General features: G+C 66.6%; 16 protein-coding genes. 4 read left to right on the top strand and 12 right to left on the bottom strand.

The window, feature by feature from the left end:
- Positions 1 to 17: 17 nt before the first annotated feature.
- Positions 18 to 701, bottom strand: a complete 684-nt coding sequence (locus ABL312_RS06450) for a DUF502 domain-containing protein (protein ID WP_349360556.1) — start codon at positions 699 to 701, stop codon at positions 18 to 20.
- A 275-nt stretch (positions 702 to 976) separates the two neighbouring features.
- Here ABL312_RS06450 and ABL312_RS06445 point away from each other — a divergent pair, with 275 nt between their 5' ends.
- Positions 977 to 1,342, top strand: coding sequence for a YbaN family protein (locus ABL312_RS06445; protein WP_349360555.1), 366 nt, complete (start codon positions 977 to 979; stop codon positions 1,340 to 1,342).
- Between the two features lie 10 nt (positions 1,343 to 1,352).
- On the opposite strand, the gene glmS is transcribed toward ABL312_RS06445, so the two are convergent.
- Positions 1,353 to 3,179, bottom strand: a complete 1,827-nt coding sequence (gene glmS / locus ABL312_RS06440) for a glutamine--fructose-6-phosphate transaminase (isomerizing) (protein ID WP_349360554.1) — start codon at positions 3,177 to 3,179, stop codon at positions 1,353 to 1,355.
- Between the two features lie 264 nt (positions 3,180 to 3,443).
- Here glmS and ABL312_RS06435 point away from each other — a divergent pair, with 264 nt between their 5' ends.
- Positions 3,444 to 4,484 (top strand): SPOR domain-containing protein, encoded by a 1,041-nt coding sequence (locus tag ABL312_RS06435; protein ID WP_349360553.1) that lies wholly within the window; start codon positions 3,444 to 3,446, stop codon positions 4,482 to 4,484.
- Between the two features lie 99 nt (positions 4,485 to 4,583).
- Positions 4,584 to 5,597: a DMT family transporter gene (locus ABL312_RS06430; protein WP_349360552.1), complete on the top strand. Its 1,014-nt coding sequence runs from the start codon at positions 4,584 to 4,586 to the stop codon at positions 5,595 to 5,597.
- A 43-nt stretch (positions 5,598 to 5,640) separates the two neighbouring features.
- Here the strand turns inward: ABL312_RS06430 and ABL312_RS06425 are convergent, their stop codons facing one another.
- The 10 genes from ABL312_RS06425 to ABL312_RS06380 all read right to left on the bottom strand — a co-directional run bounded on the left by ABL312_RS06425 (position 5,641) and on the right by ABL312_RS06380 (position 15,138).
- Positions 5,641 to 6,921, bottom strand: a complete 1,281-nt coding sequence (locus ABL312_RS06425; RefSeq protein WP_349360551.1) for an FCSD flavin-binding domain-containing protein — start codon at positions 6,919 to 6,921, stop codon at positions 5,641 to 5,643.
- A gap of 65 nt (positions 6,922 to 6,986) precedes the next feature.
- Entirely contained in the window at positions 6,987 to 7,730 is a 744-nt protein-coding gene (locus ABL312_RS06420; protein ID WP_349360550.1) for a c-type cytochrome, read from the bottom strand.
- 133 nt (positions 7,731 to 7,863) lie between these two features.
- Positions 7,864 to 8,529 carry a cytochrome c gene (locus tag ABL312_RS06415; protein ID WP_349360549.1) on the bottom strand — a complete coding sequence of 222 codons (666 nt, stop codon included), beginning with the start codon at positions 8,527 to 8,529 and terminating at the stop codon, positions 7,864 to 7,866.
- Positions 8,513 to 9,802: a sulfite dehydrogenase gene (soxC, locus tag ABL312_RS06410; RefSeq protein WP_349360548.1), complete on the bottom strand. Its 1,290-nt coding sequence runs from the start codon at positions 9,800 to 9,802 to the stop codon at positions 8,513 to 8,515. The genes ABL312_RS06415 and soxC overlap by 17 nt, the downstream gene beginning before the upstream one ends.
- A gap of 61 nt (positions 9,803 to 9,863) precedes the next feature.
- The gene (gene soxB, locus ABL312_RS06405; protein ID WP_349360547.1) at positions 9,864 to 11,558 is read right to left on the bottom strand and encodes a thiosulfohydrolase SoxB; all 1,695 of its coding nucleotides are present in this window, start codon (positions 11,556 to 11,558) and stop codon (positions 9,864 to 9,866) included.
- Between the two features lie 228 nt (positions 11,559 to 11,786).
- Positions 11,787 to 12,638, bottom strand: a complete 852-nt coding sequence (gene soxA / locus ABL312_RS06400) for a sulfur oxidation c-type cytochrome SoxA (protein WP_349360546.1) — start codon at positions 12,636 to 12,638, stop codon at positions 11,787 to 11,789.
- A 208-nt stretch (positions 12,639 to 12,846) separates the two neighbouring features.
- Positions 12,847 to 13,173 (bottom strand): thiosulfate oxidation carrier complex protein SoxZ, encoded by a 327-nt coding sequence (gene soxZ / locus ABL312_RS06395; RefSeq protein ID WP_349360545.1) that lies wholly within the window; start codon positions 13,171 to 13,173, stop codon positions 12,847 to 12,849.
- Positions 13,174 to 13,224: 51 nt separating this feature from the next.
- Positions 13,225 to 13,677 carry a thiosulfate oxidation carrier protein SoxY gene (gene soxY / locus ABL312_RS06390; protein WP_349360544.1) on the bottom strand — a complete coding sequence of 151 codons (453 nt, stop codon included), beginning with the start codon at positions 13,675 to 13,677 and terminating at the stop codon, positions 13,225 to 13,227.
- Positions 13,678 to 13,766: 89 nt separating this feature from the next.
- Positions 13,767 to 14,222 carry a sulfur oxidation c-type cytochrome SoxX gene (gene soxX, locus ABL312_RS06385; RefSeq protein WP_349360543.1) on the bottom strand — a complete coding sequence of 152 codons (456 nt, stop codon included), beginning with the start codon at positions 14,220 to 14,222 and terminating at the stop codon, positions 13,767 to 13,769.
- A 178-nt stretch (positions 14,223 to 14,400) separates the two neighbouring features.
- Positions 14,401 to 15,138, bottom strand: coding sequence for a cytochrome c biogenesis protein CcdA (locus ABL312_RS06380; protein WP_349360542.1), 738 nt, complete (start codon positions 15,136 to 15,138; stop codon positions 14,401 to 14,403).
- 339 nt (positions 15,139 to 15,477) lie between these two features.
- On the opposite strand from ABL312_RS06380, the gene ABL312_RS06375 reads away from it, so the two are divergent.
- Complete coding sequence (locus tag ABL312_RS06375) at positions 15,478 to 15,912, top strand: transcriptional regulator (protein WP_349360541.1); 435 nt, start codon at positions 15,478 to 15,480, stop codon at positions 15,910 to 15,912.
- Positions 15,913 to 16,034 lie beyond the last annotated feature (122 nt).

Genomic DNA, 16,034 nt, shown 5'->3' with positions numbered 1-16,034 from the left:
CGCGCGAGCAAAAAACGTCAGTCGACGGCCTCCAGCCGCGCACTGTCGGGTTTTTGGGCAGATGGCGCCTGTTTGAGCGGCAGCGCCTTGTCGAAATCCGGGCTCACCAGGCCGGCCGAAATGACCAGTTTCGCCGCGTCCTCCACCGTCATGTCGAGCTCGATGATGTCGGAGCGCGGCACGTAGAGCAGGAACCCGGAGGTCGGGTTCGGCGTGGTCGGCAGAAAGACGGCCGTCACGTCCTCATTGTGCTCGTAGAGGTGATGCGCCACCTCGCCGCGCGCCTCCGTGGCGATGAAGACGATGGCCCAGAGCCCGGGGCGCGGATACTGGATGATGGCCGCCTTCTTGAAGCTGTTGGAGCGCTCGGCGAGGATCGTCTCGAAGATCTGTTTCAATCCGCTGTAGAGATTGCGGACGACCGGCATGCGGCCGAGCACCAGTTCCCCGTAGGACACCAGCGTGCGCCCGGCGATATTGGCCGTCAGGAAGCCGATGGTGACCAGTCCGACGAAGGCCACGATCAACCCGACGCCCGGCACCGGAAACGGCAGATAGGTGTCGGGATTGTAGATCGCCGGGATCAGGGGTTTCACAAGGCCGTCGATCCATTGCACGATGGACCAGGTGAGATAGGCGGTGATGCCAAGCGGGCCGGCGATGATCAGGCCGGTGAGAAAATAGTTGCGCAGCCGGGTCATGCCGCCCGGCCGCGGGGGCTTGGGGCCCGGACCACCCGGTCCTTCGGCGTCCTCGGATTTCGTATCGCCCGTCATCGTCCTGTCGTACCTTGCCTGTGCGATCGTGGGAATCGCCGTGTTGCGCGAACTTCAAGCAAAACCCACGCCATACAGTGGCGCCGCGCGCCTTTCGTCTCCCCAACGCCCCGGTAATGTAGGTGACGCGCGTGAAAAATGGATAGGCGGGAATGACGGCCCCGATACGACCTTCTCCAGCAAAGCGGCGACATCGTGGCGTGCGGCGCTGGGTCTACGCCGGGCTTGGGCTGTGTCTGGTCGGGATCGGCGTCGTGGGGCTGTTCCTGCCGCTGCTGCCGTCCACGATCTTCTTCATTCTCGCCGCGGCGTTCTTCGCGCGGTCCTCGCCGCGTCTGGAGCGCTGGCTCGTCAATCACCCGCAGGTCGGACCGGCGATCCGGGCGTGGCGGGCCAACGGCGCGATCCCGCGCCGGGGCAAGATGGCGGCGCTAGCGGGCATGGCCAGCGGTTTCGCCGTCTTCTTCGTCGCCGTGCGCCCGGGCTGGACCTCGGCCCTGCTGGTGGCCGGGCTGCTGATCGCCTGCGCGATCTTCGTCGCCACGCGGCCGAGCGGACCGGCCTGACGCCGCCCGATCACTCCACGGTGACGGACTTCGCCAGATTGCGCGGCTGATCGACGTCCGTGCCCATCTGAACCGCCGTGTGATAGGCGAGCATCTGGACGGGCAGCGCGTGGACGATGGGCGCCACGAAATCCGGCACGTCGGCGAGCGCGACGGTCTTCCAGGTGGGCGTGCTGCATTCGGCAAGCCCCTTCTCGTCGGTGATGAGGATGATCTTGCCGCCGCGCGCGGCGACCTCCTGCATGTTCGACATGGTCTTCTCGAACAAGGCGTCATGCGGCGCCAGCACGATGACCGGCACATCCTCGTCGATCAGCGCGATGGGGCCGTGCTTGAGTTCGCCCGCCGCATAGCCTTCCGCGTGAATGTAGGAAATCTCCTTGAGCTTCAGCGCGCCTTCCATCGCCAGCGCAAAGCTCGTGCCGCGTCCGAGGTAGAGCACGTCCTGGGCCCGCGCCAGGGGATGCGCGAGTTCCTCGATCTGCGGCTCCAGCGCCAGGGCGCGGCGCGTGTACATCGGAAGATCGTTGAGCGCGCGCACCAGACCGGCCGCCTGCGCCGCGTCGATCGTCCCGCGCTGCACGCCCGCATGCACCGCGAGGGCGGCGAGAACCGCGAGCTGGCAGGTGAAGGCCTTGGTCGAGGCCACCCCGATCTCGCGCCCGGCGATGGTGGGAAAGACGACATCGGCCTCGCGCGCGATGGTCGATTCCGGCACGTTGACCACCGCGCCGACGCGCACGCCGTTCTCCTTGCAGTAGCGCAAGCCGGCCAGCGTGTCGGCCGTTTCCCCGGACTGGGAGATGAACAGCGCGAAATCGCGCTCCGACACCGGCGCCTCGCGATAGCGGAACTCCGAGGCGATATCGATGTCGACCGGCAGACGGGCGATCTTCTCGAACCAGTATTTCGCCACCAGACCGGCATAGAACGCCGTCCCGCAGGCCGAGATGATCAGCCGGTCAAGCTTCGCGAAGTCGAACTCGGCCCCGTCCGGCAGGCGCGTCGCCATGTGCTCCAGGTCGAGATAGCTCGTCAGCGTGTGGCCGATGACCTCGGGCTGTTCGTGGATCTCCTTGGCCATGAAATGGCGGTAGTTGCCCTTGTCCACCACCTGCGCCATCGCCTGGGAGGTGACGACGGGGCGCTCCACCACGGCGTTGGAACTGTCACGGATGGTGACGCCGGCGCGCGTGAGAACCGCCCAGTCGCCTTCTTCCAGATAGGTGATCTTGTCCGTGAAGGGAGACAGCGCGATCGCATCGGAGCCCAGATACATCTCGCCGTCCCCGTGCCCGACTGCCAGCGGCGAGCCGCGTCGGGCGGCAATCAGCAGATCCGGATGGCCCTCGAAGACGAAGGCAAGCGCGAAGGCGCCCGACAGGCGCGGCAGAACCGCCGCCACGGCATCGGCCGGCGCCATTCCCCCGGTCATCGCCCGCGACACCAGATGCGCGACCACTTCCGTATCGGTTTCGCTGGCAAGCCGGGCGCCGCCCGCTTCCAGCTCCTGACGCAGCTCGAGGTGATTCTCGATGATCCCGTTGTGAACCACCGACACGCCCGGCGCGAGATGCGGATGGGCGTTCGTCTCGGTCGCCGCGCCATGGGTCGCCCAGCGGGTGTGGCCGATGCCGACGGCGCCGCCGATCGGCGCCCGCTCCAGCTTGTCCTGCAGGTTGCGCAGCTTGCCGGCCGCGCGGCAGCGCACCAGACGGTCGCCGTCCAGCGTGACGACGCCGGCCGAATCGTATCCGCGGTATTCCAGCCGCTTCAGCGCATCGACGAGATGATGGGCAACCGCACCCTGTCCGAGAATGCCGACAATTCCACACATGAAAGACCATCTCCGAAATGCTGCGCCCCGGCGCCCCCGGGCCGTTGACGCCTTCTTAGAGTCGGAAAGCTCCGGCGCACAATCAAAACCTGTTTCATTTCATTTCAGACACCGGCCCCCGGTTCTTCCCGCATGCCGCCGGCCTCACCGCGACCGCGGCCCCGGCCTGCGCCGTTGGGGATCGATGCGCCTTGCTTTAAGGCTTGTTAACCCTGTTCGGGCTTTTCTACATAAGGACGAGGCAGGACGGTCGGACCGAACGGCGTGAAACCGCTTGAGCACGATAGAAAGCAGCGCACACGCGCCTTCGCGGACACCGGCTGGATCGTCCTGTGGGGCGGTGTCGCCATGCTGTTCGCCGTCGTCGGCGTGTCCTCGGTCTTTCTGGCCGACGGTGTGTCGCAGCGTCGGGTCGCGACCGTGTTGCCGCCGAACGGCGATGTGACCACCACCGCATCGATTTCTCCCCGCGCGGAAGACGCCATCGAGGTGTTTCCCTCCAGCGGCGGCATCGAAGCCGCCCAGGCCCGTCGCCAGCTCCAGGGTGAGATGGAGGTCCTGCGTCGCGAGGTCGCCGCCCTCAAGCGGACCGTTTCCGTTTTGCGCGAACGCAAGGATCGTCTGGTGGCGGACGGGTCGCCCGGCTCTTCCGGGATCGACGAGACCCGCGTGCCCCGGACGAAGGACGATTTCAACGGACGCGTCGATGCCGCCGTCGAGGCGATCGCGGGCAAGCCGAAGCCGGTGGAAACCATGCCCGCACCCGCACAGACGCAGCCGGCGCGCCACGAGGCGCCGACCCGCGCGGCCGCGCCCTCGGCGCAGGAGCCCGTAACGGAAAGCGGCATTCCCGAAACCCTGCGCCAGCCGGTGCGCATCGTCGCGCTGCCCGGCACACCCGCTCCCGAGGCGGTTGCCTCCATCCCGGAGGAGACCGCCGGCGGCGTTCCCGTGGACGACGCCCCGGCCGAGGCACGCCTCTCCCCGGCGCCGCCGGCCGGCACCATTTCGGGCGCCGCCGGCAGCCGGATCGAGCGCAGCGACTTCGGGTTGGATCTCGGCGTGTTCGCCGATGCGGAAAGCGCCGAGGCGCGCTGGGCCGAGATCCGCGACGGCGATGCCGCCCTGCCGCCGGAGATCGGCATTCGCCAGATCGAGGAGCCGGAAAGCGGCCAGATCCGCCTCATCGCCGGCCCCTTCGCCAATGCCGCCGATGCAGCCATCGCTTGCGTCCAGCTCGCGGTGCGCGATATGACCTGCACACCGGTTCTCTTCCCGCAAGACACCGTCGCCGCGCGTCCGTAGACGGCGTCGACGGGACCGGTCGGGAGCCGGGCCGGTTGCGCGGCGCAAGCCGTCGCGGCTTTTCTCTCCTGTCTTTCCGTCCTGCCTCGAAGGTCCAGCATGTTCGATCCAGGCGATCCCCGACATCGGGCCTTCGCGCTTCTCACCGTCATGCCGCTGTTCTTCTCGTCCAATCTGGTGATCGGCCGGGCGGCGGTGGAAAGCGTCGAGCCCTGGACGCTCGCCTTCCTGCGCTGGCTGCTGGCCTTCGCGATCCTGTTGCCCTTCGCCTATGCCGGTCTCCTGCGCCATCGCGACACGCTGCTGCGGCAATGGGACCTGATCGGCCTGATGGGCCTGCTCGGCATGTGGTTTTGCGGCGCGGGTGTCTATTTCGCGCTGAAATACACCACCGCGACCAATGGGACCCTGATCTACACCTCCTCGCCGGTGCTGATCGTGCTGCTGGAATGGGCATTTCGCGGCCGCGCCGTGGGCCTGCGCGAGGGGCTCGGAATCGCGCTGGCGATCCTCGGCGTGATCACCATCGTCGTGGAGGGCTCGCTCCAGACCCTGCTGTCGCTCAGCCTGAACGGCGGCGATCTGATCTTCGCCATCGCGGCGCTGAGCTGGGCGGTCTACTCGGTGCTGCTGAAGCGCCAGTCCCTGGCCCCGGTTCCGACCCTGTCGCTGTTCGCCGCGCTGGCGCTGGCCGGTGCGGTCACGCTGTTTCCCTTCACCGTCGTCGAGATCGCCGAGACCGGTCGCTTCCCGGTGACCGGATCGGCCTGGCTGTCGATCCTGGGCGTCGCGCTGGTCTCCTCGGTGCTGGCCTTTTCCTGCTTCCAGTACGGGATCAAGGTTGTCGGCCCGGCGACCACGGGGCTCTTCATGTATCTGCTGCCGCCCTATGGCGTGCTGATGGCCGTGGTGTTCCTGGGCGAGACGCTGGCCCTGCACCATCTGGCCGGCTTCGTCCTGATCATGAGCGGGCTCATTCTGGCAACCGCGCCGCGCGCGATCCTGGAGCGGCTGCGCCCCACGCGCCTCCTGAGCAGGCTCGAGCGGCGGAGCGGGCGCGCGGGATACGCGGGAAGCCGAAGCGAAAACGGGCGGCCCGAAAGCCGCCCGTGATCTTCATCCGTGTCTTTGCCCTTGCCGGACTACGGGCGACCGGTCAGCCGAACATGTCGGCGACGATGCCCTCGTACCAGCCGATGGATTCCTCGTAGGTCGCCTTGCGCAATTCGGCATCCTCGCCGGTCTGGCTGATGAAGCCGTCGGTCTTGGCGATCTTTTCCTCCGTCGCCTCGTAGCGGGCGCCGACCTTCACGCCGTCGTCGGTGTCGATCAGGCTCCAGCAGGTGTTGGAGAAACGCGGCGGGAAGGCGCGTGCATCCAGCAGATCGGCGCGGATCGACATGGCGGCCGCCTTGGCCTGACTGTTGGCCGAGAAGCCCGACTTGGGCATGTCGCCGGCGATACAGGCGTCGCCGATCACATGAATGGCCTCGTCCATCGTGCTCTTCAGCGTTGCCGGAACGATCGGGCAGAAGCCGCTGTCGTCGGTGAGGCCCGCGCTTTCCGCGATCATTCCGGCCTTCTGCGCCGGGATGACATTGGCGACATCGGCCTTGAAGCTGTCGAGATCGGTGACGATCTCGCCGCTCGCCGCGTCGACCGACTGGATCTCGCCGAGGATCGACTGCGGCAGCCATTCGACCATCCCGGGATAGTGCTTCTGCCAACCCTCGGTGAAGAGGGCCTGCTTGGAGAAGGTCTCCTTCGGGTCGAGGATGACGATCTTGGCCGTCGGATTGGTCTTCTTGAGCTGATGCGCGACCATCGACACCCGCTCATAGGGCCCCGGCGGGCACCGATAGGGGTTGGGCGGGGCGATCATCACATAGGTACCGCCCTCCGGCATGGCCATGATCTTGTTCTTCAAGAGTGCGGTCTGCGTGCCCGCCTTCCAGGCGTGCGGCATGTGTCCGGACGCCTCGAGCGAATAGCCCGGCACGCTGTCGTAGATGAGATCGATGCCCGGCGCGACCACGAGCCGGTCGTAAGGCACCCGCCCCCCGCCGGCGAGCGCGACCTGCTTCGCGTCCCGGTCGATGCCGGTCGCCCAGTCGTGCACGACATTGACGCCGTAGTCGGAGGCGAGCTTGCCATAGGTGTGGCCGATCGACTCCAGCGTGCGGAAGCCGCCGATGTAGAGATTGGAGAAGAAGCAGGTGTAATAGCTCTTCGACGGCTCGATGAGGGTGACGTCGAGCGCGCCCTCGCTGTCCTTCGCCAGATAGCGCGCGGCGGTGGCGCCGCCCGCGCCGCCGCCGATGACGACCACCTTCGGTCTGCCCTGCCCGTGCACGGCGCGCGAAAACCCGCCCATCACGCCGATGCCGGCTACCGCGCCCACCCCTTGCGTGAAACGGCGCCTTGAAATCCCAGTCATGTCGCGTCCTCCCATCGTGAAGCCTGATGTGTCGTGGGGCCGGCTGCTCCCTTGTTTGCGAAAGCCTACCTGACGGTTTCGAAATAGGCGCCGAGCGCCGCGATCTCGTCATCCGCCAGGCTCGTCGCGATCAGTTGCATGACTTCGTTATCGCGCGCCTTGACCTTGTAGGCGTGCATCACGGTGACGAAGCGCTCCGCCGGCCAGCCCGTGATGGAGGGAATGCCCTTGTCCGCGCCGTCGGCCTGATGACAGGTCACGCATTCGGAGGAGAGATATTCGCCGTAGGCCGCATCGCCGGGAATCGCCAGCACATGGTCCGGCACGACCGGATCTTCATCCGGGGCCACGAGAGGCGCCGTCGGCGGAGCTTCGGGGATGTTGGCCGCGCCGGGCGAATATTGCCGGATGAAGGCGACGAGCGCCCGGCGGTCGTCTGCGTGCCGCAGGCCGCGGTAGTTCATCCTGGTGCCCGGCACGGCCTTTTTCGGGTCTTCCAGATAGGCCGACAGGCCCGCCTCGTCCCACACGAGGCCGGCCTGACCTGCCGCCACCATCGCCTTGGAGTAATTGTAGCCCTCGAGCGTACCCGCGCGGCGTCCGTAGATGTCGTTGAGATAGGGGCCGACCCGATGTTTCGCCTCGAGCCCGACCTGATGACAGGCCTGACACTGACGAAACACCTTGCGTCCCTGCTCCAGCAGGGCGTCGCGCGCTTCGGCCCCGCCGCCGCTCGCGAGCCACGCGACCGCGAACACCGGGCCAAGCGTTCGCCAGATCCCTCGCCGTCGTCCCGAAGATCCGCGCATGCCAGTCCTCCCTGCGCACGACTTTCCGGTGTTTGTCCGCCGTTGTCCAGTGCCTCCCGCAAGGTAAGCCGGGCGCCGTGCAAATCGTCGTCGACCGCGCCCGGTTTGCCTATCAATCGAGAGGCTTAGGGTCTCAATCGACGCTCATTCCGGCGATGTCGCCGTCCTCTTCCGGGGTCACGTCGATGATGCGCGCGCGCATGGTGATGGTGACCTCGTCCTTGCAGTCCGTCATGCAGGGCTCGCGCTCGGACACCAGCGGCGTATCGGGCCGATTGTCATCGATGAAACCGTCCTCGTTCGGCAGCCGGATCGACGCGAAGTTCTCATGCGACAGCTCGAATTCGTCGTCGGTGACCACGTCGTTCATGTAGAGCAGATAGGCGACGATGGCGTAGGTCTGGTCGGGCGTCAGCGACTGGGCGTTGCCGAAGGGCATGGCCCGGTAGATGTAGTCGTAGACGGTCGACAGATACGGCCAGTAGGAGCCGATGGTCTTCACCGGGTGCTCGTTGGCGAGCGTGCCCCAGCCCCCGGCCAGCACCGGCCAGCGGTCCACGCCTTCCGCGAAATCGCCATGGCAGACGGCGCATTGCTCGGCGAAGACCTCCTCGCCCTCCATCACCGTGCCGCGCCCTTGCGGCAAGCCCTGCCCGTCGGGCCGCACGTCGATGTCCCATCCGGCGATCTGCTCCGGCGTCGCTTCGGTCCCGAGCCCGAGCCTGTCGGCGGACGCCGGCGTCGCGAGCAGCGCGGCAAACGCGGCGGCCAGCGTCAGCTTCTCAAGAAATCTCGACATTTTCGACCCCTCCGTCGGCCATCACGTACCAGGTCTGGATCCCGTTGTTGTGGTAGATCGAATTGGTGCCGCGCACGGCCCGCAACTCGTCCTTGGTCGGCTGCACGTAGCCGGTCTCGTCATAGGCGCGCGATTGCAGCAAGAGCTCCGAACCGTCCCAGTCGAACTCGAAATAGAAGCGGTGCAGCGCCTTGGGCAGGCTCGGCCCGTCGATGCGCGCCCGGTGCCAGTTCTTGCCGCCGTCGAGCGTCACATCGACGCGCGTGATGCGCCCGTTGCCCGACCAGGCGAGCCCGGAGAGCACGGTCGGCCCCTTGCCGTGGGTGATCGGCGCCTGGGGGCTGGGATTGGTGATGACGGACTTGGCGTCCATCACCCAGGTGAAGCGCCGCGCCTTGCCGTTTTCCAGAAGGTCCGTGTATTTCGACGTCTCCTCGCGCGCATGCCAGGGCATGTCGCCGACCTCGATGCGGCGGATCCACTTGACCCACATGTTGCCTTCCCAGCCCGGCACCACCAGGCGGGCCGGATAGCCCTGTTCGGGGCGCAGCGCCTCGCCGTTCATCTTGAAGGCGATCATGCAGTCGTCGAGCGCCTTTTCCAGCGGCACCGAGCGGTTCATGCCGGCGGAATCGCCACCTTCGGGCATGATCCAGCGGGCGTTGGTCTTCACCCCCGCCTCGTTGAGGATGTGCTTCAGGAGGACGCCCGTGTACATCACGCAATGGACCATGCCATGCGTGAACTGGCAGCCGTTGAGCTGCGAGCCGCGCCACTCCATGCCGGAGTTTGCGGCGCACTCCAGGAAGTAGATGCGATTCTCGCGCGGGAAGCGCTTGAGATCGTCCATGGTGAAGATCAGCGGCGTGTCGACCAGACCGTTGATCATCAGCCGGTAATCGGTCGGATCGACCTCTGCGACGCCGCCGTGGTGACGCTCGAAGCACAGGCCGTTCGGCGTGATGATGCCGTCGAGCTCATGCAGCGGCGTGAAGTTGATCGAGCTCTCGCGCGAGGCCGTCAGCCACTCCACGGAGCGGCGCACCACATGCGCCTCGTGCTCCGAGGGCATGCCGTAAGGCGCGGCATCGACGCCGGGACCGAGGTAGCGACTCCAGTCGGCGACGTTCGGCGGCAGGTTTTCCGGGTTGCCGCCGCCCGCCCGCGCGATCCCGGCCGTCGCCGCAAGCCCCCCGGCCGCGAGTCCGGCCTTCAGGAGGCCCCTGCGCGACGGGTTGGCGAGCCCCCCTTCGTTCTTCGGTGACTTGGTCATGGTTTCACTCCGGCTCTGACGTGCTCAAATCCATCAAGTTGATTGGTCGAAACGCTCCGGCTCACACCCCGACGACCTTCACGGCGCGGTTCGGCTCGAGTTTCACGGTGCCGCGCGCCGTCAGGTGATCCTCGACGACATCCCAGATGGCGGGGCCTTCGGTGCCCTCGTTGACGCTCGCCCAGCCGGCGACGACATAGGCGCGGTCGGGATCGATGGGCGATCCGTCCTTCAGCAGGGTCATGTCGGAAATGCGGGTCCCGATCGGCTTGGTCGGGTCGATCGTGTAGGCCATGCCGCCGATGCGCACCATGTCGCCGCCCTGCTGGTAGTAGGGGTCGACGTTGAACAGGTTGTCGGCGACGTCCTCCAGGATCTCCTTGATCAGCGCCCCGCTCATTTCCGAGCGATAGGCCTCCGGGTAGGTCATGGAGGTCGCGTTGTGCAGATCCTCGCGGGTGATCGCCTGGCCAGACGGCACCGACGTCCCCCAGCGGAAGCCCGGCGACATGGCGATCTCCGCGTCGCGCTGCTCGATCAGCGCCTCGCAGATGAGATCGTCGAAGGTGCCGTTGAAGTTGCCGCGCCGATAGAGAAGCGATTCCGTCGTCGCGAGTTCGGCGGCGAGGTCCTCCGCGAAAGGCGCGCGGACCTTCTCCACCAGCGCCGTCATCTCCGCATCCGGCGCGATCACGTCGGAGAAGATCGGGATCAGCCTGTAGCGGTAGTCCTTCACCTCCCCGTCGCGCACGTCGAGATCGAGCCGCGAGAGGAACTTGCCGTTCGATCCGGTGGCGATCAGCAGCGTCTTGCCGACCAGAACGGGCTCGGGCAAGGCGTCATGCGTGTGGCCGGTGAGGATGACGTCGATGCCGGACACGCGCCCCGCCAGCTTGCGGTCGACGTCGAAGCCGTTGTGCGACAGCAGCACCACGACCTCCGCCCCGTCGGCGCGCGCCGCGTCGACGTTGGCCTGAACGTCCTCCTCGCGGATCCCGAAGGACCAGTTGGGAAACATCCAGCGCGGGTTCGCGACGGGCGTATAGGGGAAGGCCTGACCGACGACGGCGATGCGCACGCCGCCGCGCTCGAAGATCCGATAGGCGTCGAACACCGCCTCGTCCCATTCGGTGTCGCGGATGTTGCCGCCGAGAAAGGGGAACGCCAGTTCGTCGACCAGTTCCTGCACCCGGTCGCTGCCATAGGTGAACTCCCAGTGCCCCGTCATGGCATCGGGGGCGAGCGCGTTCATGACCTCGATCATGTCCATGCCGCCGGTCTTCAGCGAGGTGTAGCTGCCCTGCCAGGTGTCGCCGCCGTCGAGGAACAGTGTGTTCGCCTCGCGCTCCGCGCGGATCGACTTGAGCACCGTGGCGATCCGGTCGATGCCGCCCATGCGGCCATAGGCCTTCGACAGGGCGTCGAAGTCGACCGGCGTCAGCGCATAGGCCTCCGGCGAGCCGGGCGCGATGTTGTACATCTTCAGGAAATCGGCCCCGGTGACATGCGGCGGCAAGCCGTTGACCTCGCCCACCCCGAGGTTGATCGAGGGCTCGCGGAAATAGACCGGCATCAATTGCGCATGAATGTCGGTCAGATGGACCAGCGTTACATTGCCGAGCGGGCTGAAGCCCAGGATGTCGTCCTGCGTCAGCGCCTGCTGCGCCGCCAGACGTCCCCAGCGGCCAAAGCCGGACCCGCCCGTCAATGCGGCGGTCGCGACCGCCGCCATCAAGAATTCACGCCTCGAAATCATTGCCGCTGTCCATCCCCGTCTGCTGCCATCCGCTCTGCTGCAAGCCCTGCGCCTCACTGTCCCCGCGACGCGCCGCCGGATGCGCCGCGTCGCGGGACACGGCTTTCCCGTTGTCGCGGGCCGCAACCGCCGCGATCCATGCAACCCGCGTGTCGCTGGTGTCCTGTCCGTCGGTCTCGTGTCTTGGGCGGGGCGCGCCTTACCGCACCCCGCATCCCGTGAGCAGGCTCAGTTGCGCACCGCCGGCGTTTCCACCGTCAGCCCCGTGCCGCGCCAGGCCACATACACCTCGAGCGCCAGGAACTCGTCCGACATCGGCTTGTAGGGCTCGGCCCGCACGTCGCGCATGCAGCCCTTGAAGCGGTTGTGCAGCGATACGACGCCCTGGCTCTTCATCCGGTAGGTCGGAAAGCCGTTGCTCTGGCCCTGGCTGAGGAAGTCGGCCCGGATGTGGTTGCCGTAGTTGTCCTCGTGACAATTGGCGCAAGCCATGTCGAGCTGACCGGAGCGCGTGTAGTAGATCTCCTTGCCGCGCTCCCACCAGGCTTCCATCGGACCGTCCGTCTGGATGTCGATGGGCATGCCGCGCGACTGGCTGCGCACATAGGTGACGATCGCCTTTTGCGCGTCGTCGTCGAACTTGTAGGCCGGCGCGCCCATTTCCTCGGTCCGGCACAGGTCGATCTGCATCTCCAGATTGACCGGCTTGCCGAGCGCCTCGTTCCACTTCGGCATCGCCGCGCCGACGCCCTTCATGGACTCCTCCGCGTCGCCATGGCACGAGGCGCAGGATTTGCCGGCCTCCCCCTCGACCGTGTTCCAGATCGCCTCGCCGCGCTCCACCCACAGGAAGCCCGGGTTCTGGAAGTCGTCGAGCTGAATGTCCTGGGTCTCCTCCTTGCGGAACTCAAAGCCCGACAAGACCTCGGTCAGAGGATGGCCTTCCGGCGGCTCCGCCTTGACGGTGAAGACGACGCCGTCGCTCGCTTCCACCCGTTTCTCCTCCGCCGTCGCGCCTCCCGTCATGGCAAGCGCCATCGTGGCGGCTCCGGCTGCAAGCAGCCCCGCATGTTTCCTCATCGGTCGTTCCTCCGGTGCGAACCTTGCGGTTCGTCTGGTTGTTGTGCAGGACGGCTGCGCGGCAGTTCCTGCGTCGCGCCCGCCGTGCCGACGATGGGCGCGACACCCCCGGCCGGCACGCCATCCCGCGACGGGCCGGCCCTCCTCCCGGCCGGTCCGTCAATTCCCACAGGGGGGCGGCAGGGTCCGCTGTCCCGCCGCCGCCGGATCACTCCACGGTGATGTCGGATTCCGTGGAATAAACGGAGCCGTCGTCGTCCACCCAGGTGAACTTGAAGGTTCCCGATTCCGGCACCTTCGCGCTGAACTGGAAGTAAGGGTTCGCCGAGATCGCCGGCTCCAGATCGCAAGAGAACACCGGCTTGCCGTTGAACTCGCAGGTGAACTTGTTGATGATCTGGCGCGGAATGACGTTGCCGTCGCCGTCCTTGCGCTGACCCGACTCCATCTTGTGGGAAATCAGGGTCTTGATGGTGATCACTTCGTCCTTCGATGCCGTCTTCGGCACCTTGACGCGGGGTTTCGACCTGGCCATGAGGCCCTCCTCATCCTGTGAACTTGCGATGCGATGCGCGGGCGTGGCGGATCAGCCGCCGCATCCGCCGATCGTGACCTTCACCGTCTTGCGGTCGATGTAGACCTTTCCGGTCGACGTCCTGGCCAGGGCGATGACATCCTGCGTCTGGGCGAGCCGCATGCGCGTGGTCGCTTCCGCGTAGCCGGACATCGGCGTGAAGTGGAAGGTCGCCACGCCCGGCGACGGGTTGCCGGCCGCCAGCAGCGTCAGATCGGTGACGTGGTCGTCGTCGCTCATCGGGCTGTCGACCGTCACGCTGATCGGCACGGTGTTCCCGTTTTCCGCGATTTCCGGCGCGGTCAGCGACACCATGGCCTGTTCCGGCGTGGCACCGCCGCTGAAGGCGTCGATCGCGGCCTGCACCTTGTCGGTGTCGGCAAGGCCCACGCGCGGCAGCCCGGTCACGGCGACCACGGCCGCCCCGGCTCCGAACGCGAGTGCCTGACGTCGTGTGATTGTCATGTGCTCATCCTCGTTTTGTCCGCACGCTCGCTATGCGCGCCTGCCTTTGCGCCGCACCGGCCTTTCGCGGCCGATGGCCTTGTCGCCGCCTACTCTTTCAAGGTCTTCAGATAGGCGACGACATCCTCGACCTGGTCCGCGGACAGGATCGGCTTGCCGGCGAAGGTGTCCTTCACGCGGAAAAAGCCGCCGTCCCGGTAGAAGGCCGGCATGATCGTACCATCGTAGATTGTCTTTGCGTCGACGACGAGCATGCGCAGGGAGCCCTCGTCCCAGCGGTCCGCGACGCCGTCGAGCGGCGGCCCGACCTCGCCGTGGAACGGCTGGTCCGCAAGGTCGGAAATCGCGTGACAGGCGAGGCAGTTGCCGAGCTTGCGATCGACCACCGCGCGCTTTCCGGCCGCCGGGTCTCCGGGCTTGCCGGTCAGCGACTGCGGGATCGTTCCGTCCACGACTTCATAGGATTTCGTGCCGTCAGCCGCTGCGACCGCGGTTCCCAACAGGACCGCGCAGGCGGCCGCCACGCCCGGGCGAATGGCTTTCATGGGCTTCGTTCCTTCCCTCTGCCGGTCATTGCGGCATCGTTTTTCTTGTGCGGCCGCGACATCGCGACACAGGGGAACGGTAACAGGATCGCCGCCCGTGTTCAATTCACATATTCATTTATGAGAATACGTCATTGGTGGCATGCCGCATGCGCCATCGCCCGGATCAGGCGGCGCCTTAACCGATGACGGCAAGTGCCGGAAATGTCTCGAGAAGCCAGAAGGAGAGCGCGGCCATCTGACCGGTCATGAAGGCCACACCAGTGAGGATGAGGAAAACGCCCATGGCCCGCTCGACGGTCACCATATGGCGCCGGAAGCGCGCCATGAAGCGCATGAACGGCCCGGCGAAGAGCCCGGCGATCAGGAACGGCACGCCGATTCCAAGGGCGTAGGAGCCGAGCAGCACGGCGCCCTGCACCACCGACTCCTCGCTGCCGGCGACGAAGAGAATCGCGGCCAGGATCGGCCCGACGCAGGGCGTCCACCCGAAGGCGAAGGCGAGCCCGATCACATAGGCCCCGACAAGACCCGCCGGCCGGCGATCCACATGCACGCGGGCCTCGCGGTACAGCAGGCCGATGCGGAACAGGCCGAGGAAATGCAGCCCCATCACGATGATCACGGCGCCGGCGATATAGCCAAGCACCTGAATGTGCTGGGTGACGAACTGGCCGATGTAGGACGCACTGGCGCCAAGCGCGATGAAGACGGTCGAAAAGCCCAGAACGAAGGCGAGCGAAGCGAAGAAGACGCGGCGCGGATCGGCGCGCTCGGTGCCCTCCCCGGTCAATTCGTCGAGCGACACGCCGGCGAGGAACCCCAGATAGGGCGGCACCAGCGGCAGAACGCAGGGCGAGACGAAGGAGAGAAGGCCGGCAAGGAACGCGCCGATGAGGGTGACTTCCTGAAACATGCTTCCCGCTTCCGATCCTGTCCGTTTTCCCGCGGCGTGCCCGCACGCCGCCCCGCTTGCGCCCCGATCCCCGGGCCATGCGCCGGCAGAGCGATGCCACGTGGCGCGAGGCTCGCGCAAGGCGCCGAGGCCGGCACCCTTTCGCATTGGGCCACCGCCCGCCGCAGGACACATTGGCGCCCCGCCCGTCCCGTGACAATGTGATCGGGGACACGACACCGTGAGCGCGCCCACAACAATGTGACCCGATGCCTCATAGTCGTATTCTGTTTTTCGCATATGTTCCACCGGGAATGCGCTATTCTGCGTCCGCCTCCTTCAGTCGACCTGCGAGGTCCCATGGTCCGCCTTCGCCCCGCCGCCTTGCGCTTCTCCCTGCCCGTTCTGGTCGTCGCCGTTTTCGCGCTTGTCGGCGCGTCGCCCTTGCGCGCGGAGGACGCCACGCTGGTGATGTTCGAGCAGAAGGCCTGCGAGTGGTGCGCCCGCTGGGATGCCGAGATCGCGCCGATCTATCCCAAGACCGAAGAGGGTCGCCGTGCGCCACTGCGTCGCGTCGACATTCACAACCCCATGCCGCAAGACCTCGCCTGGATGCGCAGGGAGGTCTTCACACCGAGCTTCGCGCTCATCGTCGACGGTCGCGAGGTCGGTCGCATCCGCGGCTATCCGGGCGAGGATTTCTTCTGGGGCCTGCTGGCCGAGATGATCGAAAAGCTCGACGAGGACGTAGACGAAACGTCGGGGGCGGCCCCTCCTCCCGCCGCGCCCGGTTGACGATTTCAGGCAGGGTTCGCTATGGCACAGGCAAAACTCGTTGATCCCGTTCCCGTTGGTCCCGTCGATGATACGATGGCCGGTGCGCGACCAGCGAGCGCGCCACCCGCCGAAACGAAGGA

Origin of the sequence: Stappia sp., from assembly GCF_040110915.1 — a bacterium.
In the GTDB taxonomy this organism is placed as follows: domain Bacteria; phylum Pseudomonadota; class Alphaproteobacteria; order Rhizobiales; family Stappiaceae; genus Stappia.
This window is presented reverse-complemented; position numbering and strand designations above follow the sequence as displayed.